Annotated in this window: 22 protein-coding genes; 10 read left to right on the top strand and 12 right to left on the bottom strand. The window is 36.7% G+C overall.

Annotated elements, in window-relative coordinates; all coding sequences use genetic code 11:
* Together GSB9_01315 and GSB9_01314 are read right to left on the bottom strand one after the other, a co-directional pair.
* Positions 1 to 1,908, bottom strand: a complete 1,908-nt coding sequence (locus GSB9_01315) for a T9SS type A sorting domain-containing protein (GenBank protein ID UKM64758.1) — start codon at positions 1,906 to 1,908, stop codon at positions 1 to 3.
* Between the two features lie 119 nt (positions 1,909 to 2,027).
* The gene (locus tag GSB9_01314; GenBank protein ID UKM64757.1) at positions 2,028 to 2,975 is read right to left on the bottom strand and encodes a spondin domain-containing protein; all 948 of its coding nucleotides are present in this window, start codon (positions 2,973 to 2,975) and stop codon (positions 2,028 to 2,030) included.
* 133 nt (positions 2,976 to 3,108) lie between these two features.
* On the opposite strand from GSB9_01314, the gene GSB9_01313 reads away from it, so the two are divergent.
* From GSB9_01313 to guaB, 7 genes are all read left to right on the top strand, one after another.
* Complete coding sequence (locus GSB9_01313) at positions 3,109 to 3,972, top strand: hydroxymethylglutaryl-CoA lyase (GenBank protein ID UKM64756.1); 864 nt, start codon at positions 3,109 to 3,111, stop codon at positions 3,970 to 3,972.
* 201 nt (positions 3,973 to 4,173) lie between these two features.
* Positions 4,174 to 5,379: a DUF4856 domain-containing protein gene (locus tag GSB9_01312; GenBank protein ID UKM64755.1), complete on the top strand. Its 1,206-nt coding sequence runs from the start codon at positions 4,174 to 4,176 to the stop codon at positions 5,377 to 5,379.
* A gap of 96 nt (positions 5,380 to 5,475) precedes the next feature.
* On the top strand, positions 5,476 to 6,576 hold the full coding sequence (locus GSB9_01311; GenBank protein UKM64754.2) for an imelysin family protein: 1,101 nt from the start codon (positions 5,476 to 5,478) through the stop codon (positions 6,574 to 6,576).
* A gap of 57 nt (positions 6,577 to 6,633) precedes the next feature.
* Entirely contained in the window at positions 6,634 to 7,998 is a 1,365-nt protein-coding gene (locus GSB9_01310) for an HTTM domain-containing protein (protein UKM64753.1), read from the top strand.
* Positions 7,979 to 10,399, top strand: a complete 2,421-nt coding sequence (locus tag GSB9_01309) for a TonB-dependent receptor (GenBank protein UKM64752.1) — start codon at positions 7,979 to 7,981, stop codon at positions 10,397 to 10,399. Before GSB9_01310 ends, GSB9_01309 begins: the two co-directional genes overlap by 20 nt.
* A 166-nt stretch (positions 10,400 to 10,565) precedes the next feature.
* The gene (locus GSB9_01308) at positions 10,566 to 13,247 is read left to right on the top strand and encodes an outer membrane beta-barrel protein (protein ID UKM64751.1); all 2,682 of its coding nucleotides are present in this window, start codon (positions 10,566 to 10,568) and stop codon (positions 13,245 to 13,247) included.
* An 85-nt stretch (positions 13,248 to 13,332) separates the two neighbouring features.
* Positions 13,333 to 14,805 (top strand): IMP dehydrogenase, encoded by a 1,473-nt coding sequence (gene guaB, locus GSB9_01307; protein UKM64750.1) that lies wholly within the window; start codon positions 13,333 to 13,335, stop codon positions 14,803 to 14,805.
* A gap of 240 nt (positions 14,806 to 15,045) precedes the next feature.
* On the opposite strand, the gene GSB9_01305 is transcribed toward guaB, so the two are convergent.
* The 10 genes from GSB9_01305 to GSB9_01297 form a co-directional block, all read right to left on the bottom strand.
* On the bottom strand, positions 15,046 to 15,546 hold the full coding sequence (locus tag GSB9_01305) for a hypothetical protein (protein ID UKM64748.1): 501 nt from the start codon (positions 15,544 to 15,546) through the stop codon (positions 15,046 to 15,048).
* Positions 15,547 to 15,699: 153 nt separating this feature from the next.
* Positions 15,700 to 16,398, bottom strand: coding sequence for a fatty acid desaturase (locus tag GSB9_01304; protein UKM64747.1), 699 nt, complete (start codon positions 16,396 to 16,398; stop codon positions 15,700 to 15,702).
* Positions 16,399 to 16,666: 268 nt separating this feature from the next.
* Complete coding sequence (locus GSB9_01303; protein UKM64746.1) at positions 16,667 to 18,919, bottom strand: TonB-dependent receptor; 2,253 nt, start codon at positions 18,917 to 18,919, stop codon at positions 16,667 to 16,669.
* A gap of 134 nt (positions 18,920 to 19,053) precedes the next feature.
* Positions 19,054 to 19,386 carry a hypothetical protein gene (locus GSB9_01302; protein UKM64745.2) on the bottom strand — a complete coding sequence of 111 codons (333 nt, stop codon included), beginning with the start codon at positions 19,384 to 19,386 and terminating at the stop codon, positions 19,054 to 19,056.
* Positions 19,387 to 19,689, bottom strand: a complete 303-nt coding sequence (locus GSB9_03275; protein ID UOR30060.1) for a diacylglyceryl transferase — start codon at positions 19,687 to 19,689, stop codon at positions 19,387 to 19,389. It lies immediately after the preceding gene.
* Between the two features lie 37 nt (positions 19,690 to 19,726).
* The gene (locus GSB9_01301; protein UKM64744.1) at positions 19,727 to 20,167 is read right to left on the bottom strand and encodes a DUF6146 family protein; all 441 of its coding nucleotides are present in this window, start codon (positions 20,165 to 20,167) and stop codon (positions 19,727 to 19,729) included.
* Positions 20,168 to 20,381: 214 nt separating this feature from the next.
* Entirely contained in the window at positions 20,382 to 21,023 is a 642-nt protein-coding gene (locus tag GSB9_01300) for a DUF937 domain-containing protein (GenBank protein ID UKM64743.1), read from the bottom strand.
* 132 nt (positions 21,024 to 21,155) lie between these two features.
* Complete coding sequence (locus GSB9_01299; protein ID UKM64742.1) at positions 21,156 to 22,106, bottom strand: D-2-hydroxyacid dehydrogenase; 951 nt, start codon at positions 22,104 to 22,106, stop codon at positions 21,156 to 21,158.
* A 70-nt stretch (positions 22,107 to 22,176) separates the two neighbouring features.
* Positions 22,177 to 23,241 carry a 3-phosphoserine/phosphohydroxythreonine transaminase gene (gene serC / locus GSB9_01298; protein UKM64741.1) on the bottom strand — a complete coding sequence of 355 codons (1,065 nt, stop codon included), beginning with the start codon at positions 23,239 to 23,241 and terminating at the stop codon, positions 22,177 to 22,179.
* 73 nt (positions 23,242 to 23,314) lie between these two features.
* Positions 23,315 to 24,376, bottom strand: a complete 1,062-nt coding sequence (locus tag GSB9_01297; GenBank protein UKM64740.1) for an acyl-CoA reductase — start codon at positions 24,374 to 24,376, stop codon at positions 23,315 to 23,317.
* Positions 24,377 to 24,445: 69 nt separating this feature from the next.
* Between GSB9_01297 and GSB9_01296 the strand changes: the two genes are divergently transcribed.
* The 3 genes from GSB9_01296 (at position 24,446) to GSB9_01293 (ending at position 26,731) form a co-directional block, all read left to right on the top strand.
* Entirely contained in the window at positions 24,446 to 24,799 is a 354-nt protein-coding gene (locus GSB9_01296; GenBank protein UKM64739.1) for a 4Fe-4S dicluster domain-containing protein, read from the top strand.
* A gap of 82 nt (positions 24,800 to 24,881) precedes the next feature.
* Entirely contained in the window at positions 24,882 to 25,502 is a 621-nt protein-coding gene (locus GSB9_01295; protein ID UKM64738.1) for a thiamine diphosphokinase, read from the top strand.
* A gap of 236 nt (positions 25,503 to 25,738) precedes the next feature.
* Positions 25,739 to 26,731, top strand: a complete 993-nt coding sequence (locus GSB9_01293; protein ID UKM64736.1) for a Gfo/Idh/MocA family oxidoreductase — start codon at positions 25,739 to 25,741, stop codon at positions 26,729 to 26,731.
* The last annotated feature ends 25 nt before the right edge of the window (positions 26,732 to 26,756 follow it).

The raw sequence follows: 26,756 nt of genomic DNA, 5'->3' as shown, positions 1-26,756 counted from the left end.
TTATTTAACAAACCGTTTAATAGTTCTGCCATTTCCGTTAAAGATATAAAGCAAATAATTTCCTGAAGATAAATGGCTCACATCAATGGGGAGCCCATTTATTATTTCGCCAGATATAAAGTGTTGCCCCATTGGATTAGTAATTCTAAATGTTGCCGCTTCACTTGGGATAGCGTTTTTAATATACAACAGATTATTAGCAACTGGATTGGGATAAATTTTATAAATCTCATTAGTTACAGCTGTGTGTATAGTTTTGAAAAACACATCATCGATAGCGATGTCACCTTCCCAACCATTACCTTTAATAGCTCGAAATCGCACTTTAATGGTTTGGTAGGCATACGTAGATAGGTCAATGGTTTTGGTTTTAAAGGTGTCGTTTGGGTTGTTCTGTTGACTGCCAACAAGCGGAGGGATTACATCGTCTATATAACCGTCTGAAGTTTTAATATCGATATGCAGTTCACCAATATTTTTTCCGAACATATGGTAAGCAAATTCTAAACCGCTGTTTTCGTAATTAATATTGAAACAAGGTGAAATAAATTCGGCTACATCACCAGGCATACCGTTACTGGCTTCAGTATAAATAAAAGTATTATCTAGAATGTTTGGCCCAGTTTCATCCGATGGGGTTTCTTTAATCGCCGTCGACCAATTATAGCCATTACCATTAATATCTTTGGTGCTCCAACCGTGTTTGTCCAACATTGTAAACCCTTCAAAATCTTCGTCTAAAAAGTCCGTTTGTGTGCCTACTTTTATAAGATTGTGGTAGGTTTTGGTAACCGATTTTGATTTGCAGGAAACCGTTAATGTTACATCATAAACGCCTTTTTCAAACGTATGCGATATTGATTTGGTCTTATAGTCGATAATGCCATCGCTATTCATATCCCACTGCCAATTTGTAGCTTCGGGAGTGGAACTTTCCAAATTTACGGTTAACGATTCGTTACACGTTTCAGTTTCACTAGTAATAATGTTTGCGTTAAACGATGGACATGCTAAATAGCTTTTGGTCGTCATATAAAAAGCATACATGCGTGCCAATTGCTGTTGCGAAAAATGGGTTCTGCAAATTTTATTGGCGTACGACATAATGTTTTGCGTATCGGGAGTGTAAAAGTCACCATTCGCATCTTGGGCGGTGCCAATGTAATTGCAGCCATAATCCATGTTTTCGGAACTCAAACCGGGATCTGCTGGGGTGTCGCATATACCATCACCGTCAGTATCACAATTACTGCCATCAACCAATTCTTTTGTGCCGTTGGCTTCATTGCCTTGCGTGTGAAACAATGAAAAATAATGTCCCATTTCATGAGCTAAAGACGAGGTGTTTTTGGCACAATCGTTTTTTATTACAATAATGTCGGTTTTCCCAGTGTTTTCGGTGTAACCACAAATACTTTCTTCTGAATTATTCTTAATGTGATCCGTAAAATAAATATTGATTACATCAGGCACATAGTTGGTTTCTGTTAATAAAGTTTCATCTCCTTTTTTGAAATGGCAAAGCACGTCGTCATTAATATAGTTGATGCCATTACAGATAAAAAATTCCAAATGTGCTTCACTAAAAATAGTGTTGAGGTTATTAACGGACGTATTAATATCGTTTTCTGAAATGCCACCAGAACCATCAGAGTGCCTTATTACATGGGCTTTAATAGGAATCGAGTTAATGGAATGTGCAGCAGATGTATTACGACCAGAATTTTTGCTTAAAAAACTGTTCTCAAATTTTTGCAGCTGTGGTTTTATGTCGTTATAAAACGAAATGGTTTCTTCGGAAACCGAGTTTCCGCAACCTATATGAGACTGTTGTGGGAATATAAACTGAATTGACAATATAAATACCGTAATCAGGAAAAGAAGTCTTTTGTAGGTTAAAATATTCATTTGGGGGAAATATTTCTAGTCCAAATGTATATTTAAATGTGTGCGAGTTACAATATAAACGATGTAAGGTAAATTTCGTCGATTACTTAACACAAACTTAATGTTTTGGCCACAGCAATTTAGTTTATTATTAGTTTTTGGGTAAAGTTTTCTCCAAGGGTTCCTTTTACATTTAATAGGTAAACACCCCGTTTTAAGGTTGTTAAATCAATTTTTATTTGTTTCTCTTCCTGTTTTAAATTTTCGATTTGCTTGATTAATTTTCCAACAACTGTATAGATTTTAACTGAAGAAATGCTATTGCTTTCAATATTTGAAATGGTAATATTATCCTTTGCAGGATTGGGAAATATTTTTAAGTCTGTTAAAGCAAGTGCATTTTCTGTACTTAATGTTGACGAGTTGTAAGTAAATGTTACCGTACCTATTTTTTTGTCGTTGAAAGGAAAAACATTTGACAATGAAGAAATATTACCAATCGGGTTTGTTGCAGGATTGTTTAACGAGTAGGTGTTACCATCTTCTGTGCCAGCGTCGTATGGGTATAAATCTATTGTAAGTGTGCTTTTCCAGCCATTGTTAATACTTTGATTGCCAGATCTCAAGTTTTCACTGTTAACGGCGATAAACCAATCGGGGCTAGGAGCAATCATAGACGCTAAAGTAATCAAAGCAAAATCTTCGCTAATTACAACATTATTAATGGCAATAGTGCCCTTTGCAGAACTTAACCCGTTGCCAACTATTATTTTATTGGCATCATTATTGGCATTAACTTCGTCTTCAAAAGTAGAGGTGTCTCCCTCTTCGGCAATCAATTCTATGCCAGAAGAGGCTTTTGCTCCTACCGTTAAAAAGGTGTTTGCTGTTTTATGGGTTACCAAAACCATAGACGACCAATGGGCGTTACTTGGTAAACTTATAGTACTGATACCATCAGTAGGATTGTTGTCAACCGACTCCCAAACGCTCTCAAAAACAATGTCATAAACAGCCATACTTTGACCTTGAACAACATTCACGGCCAAAACAACAAGTAGATAGAATAGAAGTGTAGTTTTCTTCATTTGTGGTAGTTTAACTAATATAGTCGATGTGTTGGTTGTAGGCTTACAAGCGGATATGTAAAACTTGTTTTTTTCTTATGAAGAAGCATTGTTAAAATAATAGTATTTTTATCGCAGTATTTATAAATTTTAAATGTCTAAACCTATCAAAATAATAGAATGCCCGCGCGACGCCATGCAAGGCATAAAGGCTTTTATTCCTACGGAAAAAAAAGTGCAATACATCCAGTCTTTATTGCGTGTGGGGTTTGATACCATAGATTTTGGCAGTTTTGTGTCGCCCAAAGCCATTCCGCAAATGGTTGATACTGCTGAGGTGTTATCGCAGTTAGATTTATCGAAAACAACCAGTAAGCTATTGGCCATTATTGCTAATACGCGAGGTGCTATTGATGCATGTAAACACCCAGAAATCGATTATTTAGGGTATCCGTTTTCTATTTCAGAAAATTTTCAAATGCGTAATACGCATAAAACCATTGCACAATCTGTGGTTGTGCTCTCTGAAATTTTGGAGATTGCCAATGCATCTAATAAACAGGTTGTTGTTTATGTTTCCATGGGCTTTGGAAATCCTTATGGTGACCCGTGGAATGTGGACATAGTAGGCGAGTGGACCGAAAAACTGGCCAAAATGGGAGTTGAAATTTTATCGTTAAGTGACACTGTTGGGACGTCAAACCCAGAAAGTATTGATTATCTGTTCTCAAATTTAATTCCTCATTATCCAAAAATTGAATTCGGGGCACATTTGCACACTACACCTAGTTCTTGGTACGATAAAGTTGATGCCGCCTTTAAGGCAGGATGCACACGTTTTGATGGTGCCATTCAAGGGTTCGGTGGCTGCCCCATGGCTAAAGACGAACTTACCGGTAATATGCCCACGGAAAAGTTGTTATCGTATTTCACTTCAAAAAACTTAAACAACCTCAATGCGCTTAGTTTTGAAAGCGCCCATAATGAGGCTTCTAAAATTTTTAATCACTACCATTAATTAATCACTTCACTTTAATTGAATGTTAAATTTTTTCTGCTGTTTTTTGTAAATATCTGTAAAATAGCACTTTGTTTTCTGTATTTAATTTTTATTTAAAATAAGTCTAAATAAACTTTGTAAAAGTGCAAATAGATTTTATTTTTGTGCCGAAATAATAACCTTATTTATAAAAAGTCTAAATAAATATAAAGTAAAGAAATGAAGAAAATTGTATTAAGTCTTTTCGTGGTATCGGCACTGTTTCAATCGTGTTCAAGTGATGATGATGGTGGAAGTAACCCCAACAATATTAATACACCTGCGACTTATGAGTTTACCAGAAATGATAATTCAACGGTAAGTTTTAGTGGTCAAACCACTAGAATACAAATGGCAGAAGAATTTATTACGGCATTAAAAGATGATTCAAGCTCCAAGGCCCAATTAGATGCTATGTTTGCCCATGTTGAGGGAACAGACGATTTTAGCGATGCAGCGTTAAATGAATCCAATAAAAACATAAGAAGTAAAGTAGCGGCTTCTACCGATTATTTTTCAGCAAATACAACAACAGCAAACCTTATCAAAGCAGATTTTGATGGTTTTATAGCGTCTCAAGTAAGTGAAGTTTTTCCTAATTGGGATAATGTAGCTACTGCAGGTAATGCAGGCCAATTGCAACAAGCAGGAGGTGGTTCGATTCGTTATATTAATGCCAAAGGTTTAGAATACAACCAAGCTTTTGCGAAAGGGTTGATTGGTGCTTTGATGTTAGATCAAATACTTAATAATTATTTAAGCCCAGCAGTTTTAGATGCAGGTTCTAATAAAGAAAATAACGATAGTGGTGTTGTTGAAGATGGTAAAGATTATACCACTATGGAACACAAATGGGATGAGGCGTATGGCTATTTATATGGTAACGAGGTTAACCCTGCGGAACCTGTTTTGGGTGCCGATCAATTTTTAAGCGAGTACCTGGAACGTGTTGATGGTGATGAAGATTTTTCAGGGCTAGCAGGTAATATCTACAACGCCTTTAAATTGGGAAGAGCTGCAATTGTAGCCAAAAACTATTCTGTTCGTGATGCACAAGCCGAAATCATAAAAGAAAATTTATCGTTGGTGCCAGCAGTTAGAGGTGTGTTTTATTTACAGGCGGCTAAAGGTAATTTGGAAACCGATAAAGCAAGCGCATTCCACGCACTGTCTGAAGCCTATGGTTTTATTTACAGTTTGCAGTTTACAAGAATGCCAAATTCTGATGCTCCATATATGACAAAAACTGAAGTTGATGCGATATTGGGTCAGCTTATGGAAGGCAATGGATTTTGGGATTTATCAGAAAATACTATAGATAGCGTTTCTGATGCCATCGCTAGCAAATTTGGCTTTACCACTGTTGAAGCTGCACCGGCCATTTAGGTATTAGTTTTTATGAGAACTTTAAAGTAGTTGTTGTATGGTCATATACAACGGCTACTTTTTAGTACTTTTGCAAATATTTATTATGAACAAGATATGTTTACATTAAGAAAGATTTTTTTTGGTATTGTAGTGGTAGCGTTTATTGTTGCCTGTAGTTCTTCATCCGATGATGGGTCAGCGCAAAAGCCCGATGATTTTGATAGGGGAGCGCTTTTAACCAATTTGGCAGATAATATCATTTTACCTGCGTTTGAAGATTTAAACACAAAACTTTCAACATTAAAATCTGAAAAGGATGTTTTTGTTGCTGAACCGAACCAATCTAATTTAGATGCGCTTCGTTCGTCTTGGCTAGAGGCCTATAAAGTGTGGCAGTATGTAGAAATGTTCAATATTGGAAAGGCCGAAGAGATACTGTACAGCTTTCAAATGAATATTTATCCCGTTTCAACTACCGATGTTGAAGCCAATATTTCTAACGGAACTTACGATTTAACTCACCCTAACAATAACGATGCGGTTGGTTTTCCGGCAGTTGATTATTTATTGTATGGTATAGCCGCAGACGATACGGCGATTTTAGCAAAATATGCCGAAGCCAATTACCAAAATTACCTTTCGGATGTTATTGACCAAATGAAATCTTTAACCGAAGTAGTTGTAAAGGATTGGACAGCGGGCTACAGAAATGTATTTATTAGTGAAACTGGAAATACAACAACAAGTGCACTAAACAAACTCACAAACGATTTTGTCTATTATTATGAAAAAGGTTTACGAGCTAATAAAATTGGGATTCCAGCTGGAGTTTTTTCTGCAAATCCATTGCCCGAAAAGGTAGAAGCCTTTTATGCTAAAATGTATTCTAAGGATTTAACTTTGGAAGCTTTAAAGGCAGTACAAGAAGTGTTTAACGGAAAGTTTTATTTAAATAGTTCTACTGGAGAAAGTTATAAAACCTATTTGACTAGTTTAGAACGTAACGATTTAGTTGCTTTAATTAATAATAGGATAGAAGATGCTAGGCAAAAAATACAAGTATTAAATGCTGATTTTACTGTGCAAGTCGCTACAGATAATACAAAAATGACTGAAGCTTATGATGCACTGCAATTAGTAGTAGTGTCCTTAAAGGTAGATATGATGCAAGCATTTAATATAAGTGTTGATTATGTGGATGCCGACGGTGATTAATGCCGAAAAAATGTAAACTCAAAGGTTGCTCTTTTATGAGCAGCCTTTTTTGTTCCCATGCAAATAAATTTAAAGACATATCTTAATAAAAACGCTAGTGCAGCTCCTTTGGCTGTGTTTCGTATGGCTTTTGGTGTTATGATGTGTTTGAGCATTATTCGGTTTTGGTATCATGGTTGGATTGAAACACTGTATATTCAACCAAAATTTCATTTTTCGTATTACGGTTTTGAATGGGTAAAGCCTTTGGGAAATTATACCTATTTGCTTTTTGTGATTTGTGGAGTTTCGGCATTAATGGTGGCTTTGGGGTTAAAGTACCGTTTCGCCATTATCACCTTTTTTTTAAGTTTTACTTACATCGAGTTGATGGACAAAACTACCTATCTCAACCATTACTATTTCATCAGCTTGCTCAGTTTTTTAATGATTTTTCTACCTGCAAACGCCCATTTTTCGGTAGATAATTTAATTAGAAAAAGAAGCTATAAAAAGGTGCCAAAATGGACAATTGATAGCATTAAATTACTTCTAGGTGTGGTTTATTTTTATGCTGGTCTTGCAAAAATTAACAGCGATTGGTTACTGCGTGCACAACCATTAAAAATATGGTTGCCTTCAAAATACGATTTACCCTTAATCGGAGATACGCTTATGCACCAAAATTGGTTTCATTATGCCATGAGTTGGAGCGGAATGCTTTACGATTTAAGCATTCCTTTTTTATTGCTGTACAAGCGCACACGTATATTGGCCTTTATTTTAGTAGTATTTTTTCATGTATTTACTCGGGTGTTGTTCCCCATCGGTATGTTTCCGTTTATTATGATTGTGTCAACTTTGGTATTTTTTGACGCCGGGTTTCACCAAAATATCATTAGATTTATAAAGCGCTTATTTCACATAAATACTACCGGTCTCCAAATTAAATACATAGAAAATTTCAAATTTAAAAACCGAAAACCTATTGTAGGTTTGTTCATTATATTTTTCTCGGCCCAATTGCTGTTTCCCTTCAGATATTTGCTTTATCCAGGAGAATTATTTTGGACAGAAGAAGGATATCGTTTTTCATGGCGGGTGATGCTTATGGAAAAAATGGGCATTGCAACCTTCAAAATTGTCAATGCTGAAACAGGTGATTTTTTCTATGTAGATAATAAAGATTTTTTAACACCATTTCAAGAAAAACAAATGAGTTTTCAGCCAGATTTTATATTGGAATATGCTCATTACTTAGGCGCCCATTTTAAATCGCAAGGTCATGAAAATGTACAGGTTTTTGTTGATAGTTACGTGGCGTTGAATGGTAGGTTAAGTGCTCCCTTTATTGATAAAAATACAGATTTGTACGTACAAAAAGAATCGTTTAAACATAAAACTTGGATATTACCTTTTAAAGATGAGATTAAAGGCTTGTAAATTAATTTTAGTTCTATTCTGTGGCATATCGTTATATGGCCAAAATACTGTGAGTGGTGTAGTTTCTCTATTAAAGAACAATTCACCTCTTGCAGAAGTAGAGGTTTACGATAAAGCATCTGGGCTTGTTGCAACCACCAACAGTTTGGGTGAGTTTGAATTTCAAACTTTAAAAGAGGAAATGGTTTTAGTATTCTTTTCATTTGAATATGAAGTTAAGGAAGTTGCTATTAATACTTCCGAAGCTCAAAATTTAAAAATCACACTTAAGGATTTAACAACCACCTTGACTGAAGTTGAAATTACCGCCAGAAAACGTCGTGTCTTTGAAATGCGTAGGCTAAAAGACGTTGAAGAAACGGCCATTTATGCTGGTAAAAAAACCGAAGTGGTGTTGATAGACGAGTCTATGGCCAATTTGGCAACCAATAACGCTCGGCAAATTTATAGCCAAGTAGCAGGACTAAATATTTATCAAAACGACGATGCAGGATTACAGCTCAATATTGGCGGACGTGGTTTGGATCCTAACCGAACGGCCAATTTTAACACCCGCCAAAACGGGTATGATATAAGTGCCGATGTATTGGGCTACCCTGAAAGTTATTACACACCAGCTTCTGAGGGGATATCTGAAATACAGGTGGTTCGTGGTGCGGCGTCGTTGCAGTACGGTACGCAGTTTGGCGGTTTGATAAACTTTAAGATGAAACAGCCCAACCCGAATAAACCTTTGGAGGTTATCACAAGAAATACCTTGGGCAGCTACGGACTTTATACCAATTTCACCAGTTTAAGCGGAACGAAGGATAAGTTTAGTTACTATGGTTATTTCAACTATAAAAAAGGTGATGGCTTTCGGCCAAATTCGGAGTTTGAATCTAAAAACGTGTTTGCACATTTGGGGTACCAGTTTAATGAAAAAACATCTTTAACGGGCAATTTTACCCACCTGCATTATTTGGCACAGCAAGCTGGCGGCTTAACCGATAATATGTTTTATAGCAACCCGTATCAAAGTAACCGGGCTCGCAATTGGTTTAAGGTAAATTGGTTGCTGTACAACCTTAAATTTGCGCACGAGTTTTCAGAAAATACCAATTTTACTTTCAATTTTTTTGGTTTGAATGCGTCGAGAAAGGCTTTGGGGTTTAGAACCAACAGAGTTAATCAAGTCGATCCAGGCGAAGAGCGTGACTTGATAGTAGGCGATTTTAAGAACTTTGGATTCGAAACTCGGTTGTTGAGCAAATACCATATTTTCAATAAAAACGCTACCTTTTTAATTGGAGGTAAGTTTTATAAGGCCAATAATTTTCAGAAGCAAGGTCCAGGAAGTGATGGTAATGGGCCAGATTTTAATTTTAATAACGGTGAATTTCCAAATTACCCCAGTCAGTCACAGGCAGATTTGCCCAATTTGAATACCGCCGTTTTTGGTGAAAATATCTTTTACGTCACCGATAAATTTTCAGTAACGCCTGGTTTCCGTTTTGAGTATATAAAAACGCAAAGCGACGGCTTTTACAAAGAAATCAATACCGATGCGGCGGGGAATGTTATTAAAAATGAAACGATTGAAGATAATCGAGAATTCGATAGGGCTTTTGTGCTTTTGGGCGTTGGGCTGAGCTACAAACCCAATACAAATGTGGAGTTCTACGGAAACATTTCACAAAATTATCGGTCGGTAACCTTTTCAGATATCAGCATAAATAATCCGGCATTTTTGATTAACCCTAATATTACAGATGAAAAAGGTTTTACAGCCGATTTAGGCATGCGTGGTAATTATAAAAAACTAGTGTCGTATGATTTGGGCGTTTTCGGTCTGTTTTATAACGAACGCATTGGTTTTGTACAGAAAGTGCAAAGCGATAATAGCATTAAAAGTGAGCGGGGCAATGTGGGCGATGCGGTTATGTATGGTGTAGAATCGCTCTTTGATTTCAATTTGAAAAAAATATTCCGGTTGAATAATCATGTTCAGTTAAATTATTTTATAAATACTTCCATCATCAATTCCGAGTACACAGCTTCTAAAGAGGGCATAGCAGGAAATAGGGTGGAATTTGTGCCCGATTTAAATTTGAAAACCGGTTTTAGAGGAGGCTATAAAAACCTATTGGGAAGCATTCAATATACCTATTTGGGAAAACAATTTACTGATGCCACAAACTCTACCCAAGCTAGTTTGAGTGGTGTAGTTGGCGAAATTCCAGCATACGACATTTTGGATGTGTCGCTATCCTATAGCTATAAAAACTTCAAATTAGAAACGGGCATCAACAATCTGTTGGATAATGCGTATTTTACCCGAAGAGCCACAGGCTATCCCGGGCCAGGTATCATTCCTTCGGCTCCTCGAAACGGGTATGCTACGCTTCAAATTAAATTTTAACTATTATTAACAAATAAGAGTTAAACCCTTATAGATTGGTTAAGTCTAACAAAGCAGCTAACATGTTTGTCAACTTAACCAACACCGCATTTTGAGACCTTTAAAATTAACACTGCTTTTTCTTTTTATTTGTTTCAGTTCCTCGTTATTTGCTCAAAAATTTTCATTGGAAGGCACAGTAAAAGACCAAGATTCCTTGGTTTTAGAAGGTGCCACCGTTTACTTGCAAAGTGTTTCAGATAGTGTGCCCATGGCGTACGGTATAACCAATAAAAACGGTGAGTTTTCATTACAGGTAAATGCCAAAGACGATAAAAAAGGGGTTTTCAACATCGTCTATTTAGGTTATAAACCCTATAAAAAAGACATAAACGTTCCCAGCGGAAAAGAATTAAACCTAGGCACCATATATCTAGAAGATCAAATGGAGTCACTAAATGAAGTTTCGGTGATTGGCAAGGCGCCTCCGGTTGTTATAAAAAAAGACACTGTTGAATATAATGCAGGCAGTTTTAAAACCATGCCCAACGATATGGTTGAAGATTTACTAAGGAAAATTCCTGGTATAGAAATAGATGCCGAAGGGGCTATAACGGTAAATGGCGTTGAGGTAGAAGCCATAAATGTTGATGGTATGGAATTTTTTGGTGACCAATCGGGTGAGGTGGCTCTTAAAAATATACCGAGTAAGGCCATTAGCAAAGTACAGGTAACCGATTATAAAACCGAAAACCAAAAATTTACAGGGGAAGAATCGGATTCTGGAACCAAAGAAATTAACCTTAAGATTAAAAAAGGCAAAAATAAAGCCTATTTCGGAGATGTAAACGTGGGGTATGGTACAGATGAACGGTATCAGGCCAATGCCAATTTGTTTCAGCTGATAGAAGGTAAGCAACTTGGTGTGATTATGGGGGGCAATAATATCAACATGGGACGAGGATTTAATGCGCTGCCCGATGCCACATCGAGTAATGGGTTAAGAGAATCTGATTTTGTTGGCGCTAATTTTACCAAAGGCAAGTGGGACGAAACCCGCATTGAAGGCGATTATAGATACAGCAGCCAAGATACCGAAAGAGGACAAAAAAGCTACGCAGAAATATTTCTGCCAGATACTAATTATATCACAAACTCTAATAGCCGAAGTCATAATAATTCAGAACGACACGATGCGGGTGCTGAGTTTAAATTCCTTACCGATCCCAAAAATAAAAAGTCAAAGAATCAAGCGCGCATATCAAGTGAAATAGATTTTGATGTTAGACATAACGATGCGTTTTCAACCGTGGATCGCGTATCTGAATATCCAAACGGTGATTTAGTAAGTCAATATTTTTCAGAAAATTTTTCATCAAATTCAAATTATGAGTTTGAAAACGAGTTTGGAGTAGCAAAACGTCTTGGTGGGCGCAGAGATTATTTCTTTATGAGAGTTCAAACCACTTTTGAAAAAGAAGATGGGGAAAGCTCGAGTTATTCACTAAACGAACTTCAAAATAGTGGGGATATTGTAGTACAAGACCAAATTACGGATACAAAAAATAAATCGTCTAGAATTAATTTCTACGGAAGATTAAGTAAAGAAGTTTTTAAAGATTTTAGGGTCATGCCTAGCTATAGTGCCAGTGTAAATACCAATAACAACGAAAAAAGTATTTTCGATTATAACGAAGACACTGAAGCATACGATAACTTTAACACAAGTATAAGTACAGACAGCAGATACATTACAACTACGGTGCGCCCGTCGCTTCGATTGCGATACGAACATAACGACATTCGTTTTGAATTTGAAAGCGCTTATACCAATACCTTTAGAAAGTATGTTGACGAAATTATTGAAGACCGTAACTTTAAAAATGACTTCAAGTACTTAACATATTCTGGAAGAATACGCTATCGGGACGAAAAAGGATACAAAAATATCTCATTGAATTACAGGCAAAATGTCGATTTGCCTTCCATTAGCCAATTACAGCCGGTGCCCAACGTAAGTAACATTACGCACATTATAACCGGGAATCCTAATTTAGAGCCTGGGGTGAGTCACAATTTCCGTTTTAGGTATCAAAACAATTTGGCGGCCAATAAGCTTAGTTTAAACGGAAGTGCCAGAGCAACTGTTGTTAACGATAAAATTATAAATTCTACCATCACCGATGAAAATTTAATTCGTTACACCACTTATGAAAATATTGATGGGGATTACCGTTTATCCGGAAATTTAGGAGTGAACAAATCCTTTTTAAACCAAAAAACAAACTATAATTTAGGTGTGCGCTTTTCTGGTAGTTTTGATAATATTAGGTCCATACAAAACGGAATAGAATTTACTGCTCAAACCAATACGCTTAGACCATCGGTGTCTTTGAGCTATTCATACGATAAGAAAATAGAAATAAATACCTCATACAGTTATAGTGCTACAAACACCAGTTACGATACCAATGCGTTTAATAACAACGATTATTTTGTTCAGAACCTTAGGTTCGAGTCAACGTTGTTTTTTTTGAAAAATGCTTTTTTTAACAATAAAGTATCATATCGATACAACAGTAGGGTAGGCGACGATTTTGATGGTGATGCCGTTTTTTGGAATGCAGGCCTGGGCGTTCAGTTATTCAAACAAAAAGGAACATTGACCTTAGTGGGCTACGATATGTTGGGTATGAACAATGGCTTTAGCCGCTCGGTTACCGAAACGTCTATTCGTGATGTGGAAAATCAAATACTAGAGCAATATTTTATGCTGACATTTGTTTATAAATTCGGAAAATTTGCAGGTCAAAACGTGAATAATAGACGCGGAAACTATAGAAGAAGAGGACGTGGTGGTTCAAGATAAAACCGTAAATATATGAATATTAAATTAACATAATTAATCATTTTTATATTGTATATTTGCACGCAATTATAATCGTAATTGCATCATGACTGCACATCAAAACAAAATACTAGGAGAGGGGCTAACTTACGACGACGTTCTTTTAGTTCCAGCATTCTCTGAAGTACTTCCGAGAGAAGTTAATATCCAATCAAAATTTACACGCAACATTACCATTAATGTGCCAATTATTTCGGCGGCAATGGATACGGTTACCGAGAGTAAAATGGCTATTGCTATGGCTCAGGAGGGTGGCATTGGTGTTTTGCATAAAAACATGACTATCGAGCAACAAGCCCTTAAGGTTAGACGTGTTAAACGTGCCGAAAGTGGTATGATTATCGACCCAGTTACCTTGCCTTTAACCGCTACGGTACGCGATGCTAAAGCCTCTATGGCAGAACACAGTATTGGTGGTATTCCTATTGTTGATGAAAAAGGTATGCTAAAAGGTATCGTAACCAATCGTGATTTGCGTTTTGAACACAAAAACAAAAAACCTATTGCAGAGGTTATGACCAGTGAAAATTTGGTTACAGCACCAATAGGAACCTCGTTGAGAGATGCAGAGATTATACTTCAGGAGCATAAAATTGAAAAGCTACTTATTGTAGACGACAACTATAAGCTTTCAGGTTTAATTACCTTTAGGGACATCACTAAAGTCAGTCAAAAGCCAAATGCCAATAAAGATGAATATGGGCGTTTACGTGTTGCAGCGGCACTTGGTGTTACTGCCGATGCCGTTGAACGTGCAGAAGCCTTGGTAAATGCGGGTGTTGATGCTGTGGTTATCGATACGGCACACGGACACACCAAAGGCGTGGTAAGTGTGCTAAAAGAAGTGAAAGCTAAGTTCCCAGAATTAGAAGTTATTGTTGGAAATATAGCTACAGCCGCTGCAGCCAAATATTTGGTTGAAGCGGGTGCCGATGCCGTAAAAGTAGGAATTGGTCCGGGATCTATTTGTACTACACGTGTGGTGGCCGGAGTTGGGTTTCCTCAGTTTTCTGCCGTATTGGAAGTGTCGGCAGCCATCAAAGGTTCGGGTGTTCCGGTAATTGCAGATGGTGGTATCCGTTATACGGGCGATATTCCAAAAGCTATTGCAGCAGGAGCCGATACCGTAATGTTAGGATCGTTATTGGCTGGTACAAAAGAATCGCCGGGGGAAACCATTATTTACGAAGGACGAAAATTCAAGTCTTACCGTGGCATGGGATCGGTTGAAGCAATGAAAGAAGGCAGTAAAGACCGTTATTTCCAAGATGTTGAAGACGACATAAAAAAATTGGTACCGGAAGGCATTGTGGGCCGTGTACCTTACAAAGGCGAGTTATTTGAAAGTATCCATCAGTTCATAGGTGGCTTACGGGCAGGAATGGGATACTGTGGCGCCAAAGACATTGAAACACTTAAGGAGTCTGGACAGTTCGTTAAAATTACTTCAAGTGGTATTCATGAAAGTCATCCACACGACGTGGCGATTACCAACGAATCGCCTAATTATTCCAGATAGTCGATACATTCTAAAGAGATTAAAAAGCCTTTCATTGAAGTTTGAAAGGCTTTTTTGTTATTTGTATTTTATTTATTGGATATTTTGAAAATTTTGTTCGTTTAATGGTTTGTATATGAAAAGTTGCGTGTTTGTGTGCGAGGATTTTCCGAAGGAAAATCAGAAGCTAGCAAACGAGCAACTAACTTTAGTTTAGCTGAAACCAGCAATTTTTTATATACTGTGTTGTGCATAGTTTTTTTAATTCAGGATTAACGGTGTTAATTCAGATTTTAATTTGTCATATTCTGCTTGCGGTATAACTCCTAAATCTAATAATTCTTTCGCTTCTTTTAATTTAGCAATCGCTTGTTCTTTAGTTAGTTTTATTTTCGGATTTTTGATTTCGCCGAGTTCTAGAGCTGTGTCATAATCAATTAACACAGGAAGTAATCCATAACCTTTAAATTGTGCATAAATTTTATATCCACTTTTTTTGGTTCCGTATGTTTTCAGCTTGTCAACAACAACTTTTTTGTCCGATAATGTATTTGAAACTCTTTGTCCACCTTGAGAAATGTATGTGAATCCTAAATCGGATAAAGGAATACCAATAGTCAAAGTATCTCCAACTTTTAATGTATCTCCAGTTTTTGTTAGATAAATTTCATATTCGGATTTATGAGTCAATTTTCCATATTCCGCTGTTTGGGAATAAGTAATTGAAATGCTAAAAATTAATAGTAAAATAAGAATTTTCATATTTTGTTAAATTACAGCCAACTTTAAGAGATGGACTTTTATAATGGTCTATATCGACTGTTAAACGAATATAGTCGAAATTTTTTACAAAGTCAAACTGAAGTAACTTGGGTTGTGTAACAAATACATATTGATAAACACTTAAAAATTCTACTATTTCATTTGCCATAAACGCCACCAAGGAACACCTGGCGCATCGTGGTGCTCGTAGTGATAGCCAAAAAAATAGCAGCTCACAAAAGCCCAGAGATGGTTTTTTTTCTGGGTTGTTGATTTGTGCTTGTTGTTGTGTTTGTGCCCATCTTTATGCGGAATATATGTGCCAAAATAAAACAATTGAAACGTAGATAAAATACTAGGCACCACCCAAAAGAGAATTAAATTTTCAAGAGGGAAAGCCAATCTTAACAACTGCAAAGTAATGGTAATAAGAAGGAGTTGTTTGAAAGTTATATAACGTTTAATAAAGCTCCAATACCACAACCAAAATTTACCGGATTCGTGATAATCGGGGTCTTTATCTGTGGCAACAAACTTATGGTGCTCGTGGTGCTTAACCAATAACCGATCGTAAAAATTGAATGCAAACAAAAGTGAAGTTACCCAGCCTAATAGATTATTAACCGTTCGGTTTTTTGAAATCGAACCATGCATGGCATCATGAGCCGTTATAAATAAACCGGTGTACAAATGCGTTTGAAAAAATACCGCTAAATATAAAACGGGATTGGAATAGTTTACAGGCCATTTCAACAAAACGTAAAGACTGGTAAACCAAAATATTATAAGAAGCGAACCAATGATTGCTCCAAATGGGTCAACAGGTATATTTTGTAAATTTTTTAGCTGCATAGCTTTACTTGGTTGTTTAACAAATATAATAAAAAATTAAACAAAAATGTATCGCAGTTAAAGCAAGTCTTTTTATGTGAGCGTTTTGAATGTTAAACAAATGTAAAAAGGGACTGTTTAAAAAATGGTCATCCTCAGTTAATTGATTGTTGCATAAGAGAGGTAAGTTGAATTAATCTTTAAAAACCCATGCTATAGGTTGTTGTGAGACCTTAAGATATAAATTTCTCGTGATAGCCTTTTGATTTTAAACAGCCACTTTTAAATATTATAAGTGATAGGTAACACCAATAGTTAAGTTTCTGCCCATGTTAAAAATGCTATCGGGTTTTAATCGCGATAGGTGATTAATATAGGTTTTGTTGGTAAGGTTGTTACCCGAAAGTTTGATATTGAGTTCGTTTTTAAATAGCATGGCGCTTCCTCCAATTCCAGCACTCAACAGGCTGTAACCGTCTGTAGGTGTTTCAAAAGCACTAATGTTATTTTGTTCGAAGGCTGTTTTTAATTTCACAAAGGCATAGCCTTTTTTAAACCAATCGTTGTTGAATTCAACCCGAACAACATTGCTCAATTGGTTGGCTGGGATTAGGGGTAAGTACGTGTTGCCCGTATCTTGTTTTCCGGTTACAGTTTCAAAACTACTTTCAAAATGTAGCCAATCTAATGGGTGCGGGTGTAGGTGGAATCCGAATTCCCCACCGTACAATTTGGCATTATCCTGCAGATATAAAAATACAGGGTCTTCATCTATAAATGCTCCGTTGGGCGACAAAAAGATGTAGTTGCTAATCACGTTGTAAAACACGTTGGCAAAAATTTCGATGTGCTCATTTTTGTATTCTAAGGCCACATCGGTTTGAAAGTTTTGTTCGCTTTTTAAGTCTGAATTTCCAATTTCGTATCGGTTTGTGCCTTCGTGCGAACCATCAGAAGTCAATTCCGATAAATTAGGCGCTCTAAAACCAGTGGCTAAATTAATTCGTGCCGTGATGTTGTTGAAAATATTGGTTTTAAGTCCTAAAGCACCATTGAAGCTGTTGAAGTTTTTGTTGATCCCGTTAACTACATCTATCCTGCGGTTGTCAAACCGTGCTCCCATTTGCACATCGGCTTTTTTAAAATGGATGTGCGAGGTAGCTAATACTCCAAAATCATTAGTCGTGGCATCCGGAATTAATTGCTCTTCACCGTAGTTCGAATTGGTTTGGTGCATACCCTGAACACCAACAATAGTTTCAAACTTGCCCAACTCCGGTAAATGGTATCTAACATCGTAGTTGGCTGTTGCTAGCTTCATGTGCAGTGCGGCTTCCAATTCTTCTTCATGTCCTTCATCCTCTTCAAGGTTGTGATTTTCTTCCTCATGCTCAGCTTCGTCATGTTCTTCTTCATGATGGTGATGGTCTTCAAACTCTTTTCTATCGTTATAAATATAACCTAGATTAACATCTAATTTTGAATTGTTAAAAAAGAAGGTGGATTTTGAACTGAATACGTGGTTGTTGATATCTTGATAGGGCAGAAGCGGACTTTTAAGTAAGGACTGCTCGCCAGTCTCTTCGGGTATTCCTAATTTTGAGTGGTTGAGGTTATAGCGCAATTCGGTTTTAAAACTGCTAATCTGGTAACCCATACCAGCCTTAAAATCTTGTTCCTTAAAGCGGGTATTTGTTACTCTGTAGTCTTTTGTATTATAATCGGCATGTTCCGTAAAGCTTCCTCTAAATAAGAATTTAAATGTGCCCTCAGAAGCTTTATAGCCAGCATTCGTACTAAGGCCCTCCGTATTGCTAAAATAGTTGGTGCTCATATCTGCAGCAGTAGAATTGTTACTGGCAAAACGCTCTGGGTTTAAATACAAAACACCGCCCAGAGCATCGCTACCATAAAGCAGTGATGCCGGTCCTTTGATGACCTCAACACTTTCAATACCCGACGCGCTCACGCCCAATCCGTGCTCATCGCCGTATTGTTGGTTTTCTAATCGAACGCCTTGGGTATAGACCAAAACTCGGTTAGAACTCAACCCGCGAATAACTGGTTTACCAATACCTAAACCCGTAGTAACACTTTCAACACCTGCAATATTGGTGATGCCTTCGGCTAAAGTGGTAGCGCCGCTAGCCTGTAAATCTTCAACCGATTTTTGTTCTACTTTCATAACGTTTTCGCTCTGTAGTTTATGGAACGGGGTAGATATGATAACACTTTCCATTTCAATCGCAGACGGTGTTAAGTCAATGTTTAGCTCGTGTGTTAGTGGTAGGCTTATTTTAAGGGATTTTGTTTCATATCCCATAATTGAAACGACCAAATTATGGTTGCCAGACGGTAGGTTATCTATTGTAAAAAAACCATCGTCGTTGGTGGTGGTTCCCTTTTCAAGATCCGAAATATAAACGTTTACAAAGACCAAAGGATTATTGTTTTCGGTATCTTTTATAGTGCCTTGTATTGTGTTTTGGCCGTATAGATTGGCGATTGCTAAAAACAGCAATGCCTTTATGATTAATTTCATATAGGTATTTAAATTTAATAATAGTGATGAATCCTCTATAGAAAAGAGGTTTCAATAGTTTAAAGGACTCAATAAGCATAATTGTTATTAGAGATCATGTGTTTTTGTCGAAGTTTACTTCGGCTTCATTACTATTAAATTAAGGCAGGAGGGCCTCTAAGAGAAAAGGGTAAGCGCTGATATTCGCTTATAAAGAAATATTGAGAAACAGTTTTTAAAGGTGTTTCTTGTGGTGAGTAAATGTCAATATGTTCTTGAAATATTGTAAAGTTTTGGTTCAATTGAAATTTCTGGAATTCACAATCTAAATCCACTTGGTGAATATGCGTAGATGTATCGCCAAGACAAACTTTATGATTGTGGTGTTCGAATATATGCACGGCTTTAATCGCAGCCGGTAACATTAAAATGGTTACGAGTAAAAGCGCAAATACTCTAAAAATGATATGCTTTTTTAGTTCACTCAATTAATCGACAAAACGTTTTAAGCCAATTCTGCAAAGCATCTTTTTTTCGAAATTCCAAAAGAATTTATGTTGTCCAAAAAGCCAACCAAAGCACACCAATAAAAATTGGTACATGATGAATAATAAAACTATTCGAATAGCCCAATAGCCAAAAACACCTAAACTCTCGGTTGAGATATTCAAAAAACTTAAAATAGGTTTGCCAATAAAGGAAGCCGTAGAACCTGTTATGGCAAATACAAGTAAAATAACAGCGATTTGCCAATTATGTTCTATGTTCCAACGTGCTTTTAATTTTTCCAAAATATGCAGTTTGAATACAAAAATAATGAAAAGGATTTTAAATACGGGGAACCCAAGGGCCTAATCTTTGTTTATAGGTTAACTGGAAATAAATGAAGTAATTGTATAGCTTGTAGTTAACCTCGTAGCCGTAGTCGATGCCCTGTTGGTAATCAATTTGCATTTCATATAAATTAGGATTGTAACGTTGTGGTTGAAGCACCCGGTTGTTCCACTCAAGCACATATTGATAGTTGCGGTTTTCTAAAAAAGTTTGTGTATAAAAGCCTTCTGGCCGTGCTTGGCTAGCTAACCAAAAATTAAATCCGGGTTCGATGATGATAATTTCATATTCCGTTTCGTCACTTGAAATTACAACGGTGTCGTTCTTTTTTAAGCTCTCTAAACGTTCATCTTTGTTGGCTTGGGTAGTTTGCTTTGAGGTATTGCAATTCAATACAATTACCGAAAGGAATAATATGTAAATTAGCTTTTTCATAAGTTTTTTTAGTTATAGTGATTTCTTCAAAAGTAAAGCGGATAAATTTGCTTTTATAGCTAAAATGAGTGAACTACTGTTTTCGTTTAGTGAATATTTAGTACACCAAATAAATTTACGAAAACTATACTTTAAGGTGTTGGTTTTAAGGGTTTTTAACAAAAAAGCGCTAAGTGATTACTTAACGCCTTTTGTTTATAAAATTTAAAACAACTTATTTATTTCCTCCAAAAAGCCCGCCTAACAGGCCGCCAAGGCCACCTTTCTTTTTGTTACCGCCCAAAACCATACCGGCTACATCATCAACTACGCTGCCATCGCCGTCGGCATCAAGAATAGATTCTAAGAAACTTTGCTCTTGTTTTGGGGAGTTTCCTTGTATTAATCCACCGAGGAAACCTTCAATGCCACTTTGACTGCTCACGTTGTTTTGCCTGGTTTCCTTACCCAAAACTCCCATTAAAATAGGTGCGGCTACTTTTAGTATTTGTGCTACAGACCCAGAATCCATACCGGCTTTAGCACCTAAAGCTTGCTCTACTCTGGGTTGTTTGTTTCCTAAAACGTGTCCAAGAATTTTGCTTCCATCGTTCATTACATTATCGTCAACGCCACCACTAAATAATCCGCCTAAGTTATCTAAAATACTACCGTCATGCTTGCTGTTTAAGGCACTCATTAGGCCTTCGGCTCCTTGAGGCGTAGAAGCATTACGTTTCATGGCCTGCATTAAAACAGGCAAGGCCATCGTCAATACATCTTGTGTTTTATTTTGAGGCTGATTGGTTTGTCCTGCCACACCGTTAACGATGGTTTTTCCTAGGTCGCTGTTTAATAAATCTAAAATTCCAGACATGTTATGTGTTTTTATTATGTTAAAATATAGGATGTTTAATGTACAAAAAAAGTCCTAACATCTAAAGTTAGGACTCATTTATAACATTTTCGTCACATTTATGATAAAAAACCGTTGAAAGGCTATGTGGTTTTACCCAAGGATATCAATAATTTGAGACGCTAATTCTACTCCAATTCTATCTTGTGCTTCATTGGTTGCCGCTCCAGTGTGCGGTGTAAGAGATAAAGCTGGGTTCATTAACAATTGCATTTCTGGTTTTGGTTCTTTTTCAAAAACATCTAATGCTGCTCTAGCTACTTTTCCGCTTTCAATAGCTTTTACTAAAGCAACTTCGTTGATTACGCCGCCACGTGCTGCATTTGCCAAAATAACGCCGTCTTTCATCATATTGAATTCAGCTTCGTCAATCACATAATCTTTTTGAGCAGGTACGTGTAATGTAATGAAATCTGATTGTTTTAAAACCTCTTCTTTAGAGATGGTTTCGATGTTGAAGTTTACTTTTTGCCCGTCAAAGAACTCTAATTCTAAATTAGCTTTTTCTAAAAAAGGATCAAAGGCTACAACTTTCATTCCAGCACCTAATGCTACTTTAGCAGTAGCTTGACCAATTCGGCCAAAACCAAGAACACCTAAAGTTTTTCCTTTTAATTCAGTTCCTTTAGCGTACGCCTTTTTTAGGCCTTTAAAGTTGCTGTCGCCCTCAAGTGGCATTTCTCGGTTGGCGTTGTGTAAAAAACGCGCCAAGCCATAAAAATGACCAAATACCAATTCGGCTACAGAGTGCGAAGATGCCGCAGGTGTATTAATTACGTGTAAGCCTTTCTCGCGGGCATATTCAACATCAATATTATCCATTCCAACACCGCCACGACCAATAATTTTTAATCCTGGACAAGCGTCAATTAAGTCTTTACGTACGGTGGTTGCACTACGTACCAATAAAACGGCAATGTCGTTTTCGTTAATGTAGTTTATTAATTGTTCTTGGGCTACGGTTGTGGTGATAACCTCATAACCGCCTTTTTCTAAAGCTTCAATTCCGCTTTGAGAAATACCGTCGTTTGCTAATACTTTCATTGAAATTTTATAATTTATAGTTGGCTTTAATTGGATTTCCAATATTATGGAAATAAAAAAGCTGATTGGTTTATGCTTTACTTTCTAATTCGCTCATAACTTCTACCAACACTTTTACGCTGTCGATAGACATGGCGTTGTACATGGACGCTCTGTACCCTCCAACACTTCGGTGACCGTTTACACCACTAATTCCAGCTTCTTTTAGCATGGTTTCAAAGGTGTCTTTTAAGTTGTCGTTTGTAAGGTTGAAAGTGGCGTTCATGTTTGAGCGGTCTTCTTTAACAGCAAATCCCTTGAATAAAGGGTTTAAGTCTATTTCAGAATACATTAAACGTGCTTTCTTTTCGTTTTCTTTTTCAATAGCTTCTATGCCTCCTAGGGCTTTTAACCACTCTAGAGTTAACATAGAGGTGTATATTGGGAATACAGGAGGCGTATTAAACATACTGCCTTTGTCAATGTGAACTTTGTAATCCATCATTGAAGGGATTTTACGAGATACTTTACCTAAAATATCTTCTTTGACTACTACTAAGGTTGTCCCAGCTGGGCCCATGTTTTTTTGTGCTCCTGCGTAGATTAATCCGAATTGTGAAAAATCTAAAGAGCGAGAAAAAATATCGCTACTCATATCACAAACCATCGGGATATTGGTTTGTGGAAAACTTTTCATTTGCGTACCAAAAATGGTGTTGTTTGAGGTGCAATGGAAATAATCGTAATCCTCAGGAATTTCATAACCTTTAGGAATGTAGTTATAATTGGCATCTTTTGAAGAGCCTACTTCGTAAATATCGTCGTATATTTTAGCTTCTTTTATCGCTTTTGCTGCCCAAGAACCAGAATTTAAATAGCCTGCTCTTTTTTCTAATAAGTTTAAGGCCACCATTAAAAATTGTGTGCTGGCACCACCCTGTAAAAATAAAGCTTTGTAGCCTTTGCCTTCTAAGCCTAGCAATTCTAAAACTAAAGCTCGTGCATTTTCCATAATATCAACAAAATCTTTACTTCTGTGTGATATTTCGATTAATGACAAACCAGAATTGTTATAATCCATTACAGCTTGAGAAGCCTTTAACAATACTTCTTGTGGTAAAATACTTGGTCCTGCGCTAAAGTTATGTTTTTTCATTATGTGTAGTAAAAATTAAGATGCAAAGTTGCTAATTAATTAGGGATTATATAGTATAAATTCCATATTTTTTTCAAGAAATTGCTAACAAAAATTCAATGGAATCTACATCATCCGCATAATCCCAAAGTTGTGGTTTTTGGGTGTGTCCAAAAGGGATTTCATTTTCAATAAATCCTTTGGAAACAATACACTGAATTTGCTCTTTTTCAGCAGTAAGTTTTTCTTTTAAATTGTCTGTGCTATCATAATGCTCGTAGAATAAGGTAGCGATTGGTGAGGCATAGCTTTTATCTTCCTTTATCATAAAGAAACCGTTTTCCAGCATATCAAATTCGCTCATTAAATATACCGCCTTATTGTAATCGTAGTTATTGGCATATTTAGCTTTTTCAATTATGGGGTGCCAGTGGTAAATGGCCTCAAAAAAATTGGTGAATTGGTAGTTTTTTGGAACAAAGAGTTTTGAAACGTTCCGGCAGCCCAGACCGTAGTACCTAAAAATATCTTCCGAAAGGTTTTTTAAGTCGTCTTCGGTTTCATTTCCTGTTAAAACAGCTACCGAATTTCGGTTGTTTCTTATAATTGAAGGTTTGCCCTTAAAATAATATTCAAAATATCGGGCAGTATTATTGCTTCCCGTAGCGATTACAGCATCAAAACCTTCCACTTTTTTGTCCGTAAAGCGTATTTTTCCTTTAAAAAGTGGCTCCACAAGTTCTAAATATTTTGCTAAATAAGGCAGTAAATGTTTGTCGTTGGAAGACTGTTTTACCAATACATCATGTCCGCTAATCAAAACCGATAAAAAGTCGTGAAACCCAACCAAAGGAATATTTCCGGCCATAATTATGGCAACTTGTTTAGGCGAAATACTTTCAAAATTGTAAGGCTTCAACCATTTTTTTAAGTTGTCTTTGGTCAACGATTCTGCCCAGCCCTTAATAGCAAAATGCACATTCTCTGGCGTAAACCAGCCATTGTGTTCCTCGGCTAATTTCAATTGATGTTTAAAGCCATCAAAGAAAATATCATTATGTTCAATATTATCCGCTTTTTGAATGTCACTTTTAGAAAATTGCCTTAAAAAATCTCCTAATTTTACAAATGCGGTAATTCTTTTCTGTAATTGCATCCTTAAATTTGGTTATGAATGGTTTTGGCTTTATTTTTGCGATTGCAAAGTTAGAAAGAAAAAAACGCTATGGCAATTATAATAACAGACGAATGTATAAATTGTGGTGCTTGCGAACCAGAGTGCCCAAACACTGCAATATATGAAGGCGCAGACGATTGGCGCTATAAGGACGGAACCAGTTTAGAAGGCAAGGTTGTACTTACTAACGGAACAGAGGTTGACGCCGATGAGGCGCAAGAACCAGTAAGCGACGAGATTTACTATATCGTTCCAGATAAGTGTACAGAATGTAAAGGGTTCCACGACGAACCGCAATGTGCGGCAGTTTGCCCAGTTGATTGTTGTGTGCCTGATGAAGACCACGAAGAAACCGAAGAAGAGCTTTTGGCTAAGCAAAAATTTATGCATCCAGATGGGTAAATTGATAAACAATAACTAATTATAAATAAAATCCTGAGCTTTTTGGCTTGGGATTTTTATTTTAGTAACAATTATTCCTTAAATGAACTCAAAAAAAGTATTTCTTTTAATCGATGGCGAGCGCCCAAATCAACTTCCAGATTTATCGGGTTACGATTTGGTTTGTGCTACAGATGGAGCTTATCGGTTTTTAGCAGAAAACAAGGTGGTTCCCGATTTTATAAGTGGTGATTTCGATGCTTTGGAAACGCTCCCTTCTAATATTGAAACCATTACGACGCCCGACCAAGATTACACCGATTTTGAGAAGATGTTAAGGATTTTATTCGATAAAGGTTTTGTAAACATTGATGTGTATGGTGCTAGTGGTAATGAACAGGATCATTTTTTGGGAAATTTAAGTACGGCTATTAAATGGAAAGCCAACTTGAACTTGATGTTTTTCGATAATTATGGCTATTATTTTTTAGCCAATAACACTACTAAAATTAAAAACTGTAATGGAAAAATCGTGTCTTTAGTGCCTTTTCCAAAAGTAGAGGGCATAATAACCAAGGGCTTAAAATATGTGCTTAATAATGAACAATTAACCTTTGGAAAACGGATTGGAACAAGGAATGAAGGCATTGCTGAAGAAGTAACCATTAATTTTGAAAGTGGGCATTTGTTTGTGTTTGTCAATAGTCGAGCAAAACTCCAATAAAAATTTTAATCGAAAAGAATTCCTCGACCCTCTGCGTCGGGGTTTCCTTTGAAATTGTCATTCCCGAGAAATCGGGAATCTAAATAACAGAATTTCGGTTTTTGACCTAAATGGTCAAAATGAAACGAGCGAAATACCCCTATGGCTTTGCTTAGGGGGTAGTTCATTTCAAGAAATTCTTTTATTTTAGAGGCAAGATGGCAGTTTTAACGCCATTAAATTTTAAAGCTAAACCAATGAAAAAAAACATAAAGTTCGTTATTGTAGGTGGTGGCAATATTGCAAGCACTTATATGGCAGCGGTGAATAAAATTGTTGGTGCCGAAGTGGGTGGTGTTGTTTCCAGAAAGGATAAAAAACCAGAGGCATTAGCAGACCTTCCTTTTTTTAAATCGATTTCTGAAATTAATATTGATTTCGATGCCGTAATCATTTGCACACCCAATGGATTGCACCACTTTAGTGCTATCGAAGCAGCTAATTTAGGTAAGCATGTTTTGTGTGAAAAGCCAATAGATATTACTTTAGAATCTATAGATAAAATGATTGCAGCTTGCCGCGAAAACAACGTTAGGTTAGGGGTAGCCTATCAACGGCGTTACAGTTCGGATAACCCTGCGGTAAAAAAGTTAATTGATTCAGGGGAGTTAGGACGTATTTTTTCAGTCGATTTATCGGTTAAAAATTACCGTGATGATGCTTATTATAATTCCTCACCCTATAGAGGAACTTTCGGTATTGATGGTGGTGGTCCGTTTATTCAGCAAGCATCACATTATATAGACCTCTATTGTTGGTTTTTTGGAAAACCACAAAAATTGGTAAGTCAGTTAGGGACTTTTGTGCACGATATTGAAGTTGAAGACCATGGTGCGGCTATTTGTGTTCACGATTTGGGGATGATTGCAACTATAACAGCATCGACGGCCACAAAGCCTGGCTTTCCGGCTAAAATGGAGATTTATACCAGTAAGGGCTATCTTATTCTAGAAAATGATGTGATTACCCATTGGGATATTGAAGGTGTTGAAAACCCTACAGCCCAAACCGAAAATGAAAATACACATACGGGCGCAGCTACCGCGGCTGTTGCCGATACTGCCAATCACGAAACCATATTAAACGATTTTGTAAACGCCATTAAAACAGGAGAAGATTGTCTGGTTACGGGCGAATCTGCCAGAACTGCCACCGAAATGATTTTGGAAATTTATAATGGGCAGTTTTAATTTATAACTGGGCTTTTGTCAGACT

The sequence above is a fragment of the Flavobacteriaceae bacterium GSB9 genome (genome assembly GCA_022749295.1).
Lineage (GTDB): Bacteria > Bacteroidota > Bacteroidia > Flavobacteriales > Flavobacteriaceae > Flavisericum.
Note: the sequence above shows the minus strand (reverse complement) of the source record. Positions and strands in the feature narration are given on the sequence as shown.

Excerpts from the sequence above, each read along its gene's own strand:
- GSB9_01315 (UKM64758.1), bottom strand. The coding sequence starts at position 1,908 with ATGAATATTTTAACCTACAAAAGACTTCTTTTCCTGATTACGGTATTT.
- GSB9_01314 (UKM64757.1), bottom strand. The coding sequence starts at position 2,975 with ATGAAGAAAACTACACTTCTATTCTATCTACTTGTTGTTTTGGCCGTG.
- GSB9_01313 (UKM64756.1), top strand. The coding sequence starts at position 3,109 with ATGTCTAAACCTATCAAAATAATAGAATGCCCGCGCGACGCCATGCAA.
- GSB9_01312 (UKM64755.1), top strand. The coding sequence starts at position 4,174 with ATGAAGAAAATTGTATTAAGTCTTTTCGTGGTATCGGCACTGTTTCAA.
- GSB9_01311 (UKM64754.2), top strand. The coding sequence starts at position 5,476 with ATGTTTACATTAAGAAAGATTTTTTTTGGTATTGTAGTGGTAGCGTTT.
- GSB9_01310 (UKM64753.1), top strand. The coding sequence starts at position 6,634 with ATGCAAATAAATTTAAAGACATATCTTAATAAAAACGCTAGTGCAGCT.
- GSB9_01309 (UKM64752.1), top strand. The coding sequence starts at position 7,979 with ATGAGATTAAAGGCTTGTAAATTAATTTTAGTTCTATTCTGTGGCATA.
- guaB (UKM64750.1), top strand. The coding sequence starts at position 13,333 with ATGACTGCACATCAAAACAAAATACTAGGAGAGGGGCTAACTTACGAC.
- GSB9_01305 (UKM64748.1), bottom strand. The coding sequence starts at position 15,546 with ATGAAAATTCTTATTTTACTATTAATTTTTAGCATTTCAATTACTTAT.
- GSB9_01304 (UKM64747.1), bottom strand. The coding sequence starts at position 16,398 with ATGCAGCTAAAAAATTTACAAAATATACCTGTTGACCCATTTGGAGCA.
- GSB9_01303 (UKM64746.1), bottom strand. The coding sequence starts at position 18,919 with ATGAAATTAATCATAAAGGCATTGCTGTTTTTAGCAATCGCCAATCTA.
- GSB9_01301 (UKM64744.1), bottom strand. The coding sequence starts at position 20,167 with ATGAAAAAGCTAATTTACATATTATTCCTTTCGGTAATTGTATTGAAT.
- GSB9_01300 (UKM64743.1), bottom strand. The coding sequence starts at position 21,023 with ATGTCTGGAATTTTAGATTTATTAAACAGCGACCTAGGAAAAACCATC.
- GSB9_01299 (UKM64742.1), bottom strand. The coding sequence starts at position 22,106 with ATGAAAGTATTAGCAAACGACGGTATTTCTCAAAGCGGAATTGAAGCT.
- serC (UKM64741.1), bottom strand. The coding sequence starts at position 23,241 with ATGAAAAAACATAACTTTAGCGCAGGACCAAGTATTTTACCACAAGAA.
- GSB9_01297 (UKM64740.1), bottom strand. The coding sequence starts at position 24,376 with ATGCAATTACAGAAAAGAATTACCGCATTTGTAAAATTAGGAGATTTT.
- GSB9_01296 (UKM64739.1), top strand. The coding sequence starts at position 24,446 with ATGGCAATTATAATAACAGACGAATGTATAAATTGTGGTGCTTGCGAA.
- GSB9_01295 (UKM64738.1), top strand. The coding sequence starts at position 24,882 with ATGAACTCAAAAAAAGTATTTCTTTTAATCGATGGCGAGCGCCCAAAT.
- GSB9_01293 (UKM64736.1), top strand. The coding sequence starts at position 25,739 with ATGAAAAAAAACATAAAGTTCGTTATTGTAGGTGGTGGCAATATTGCA.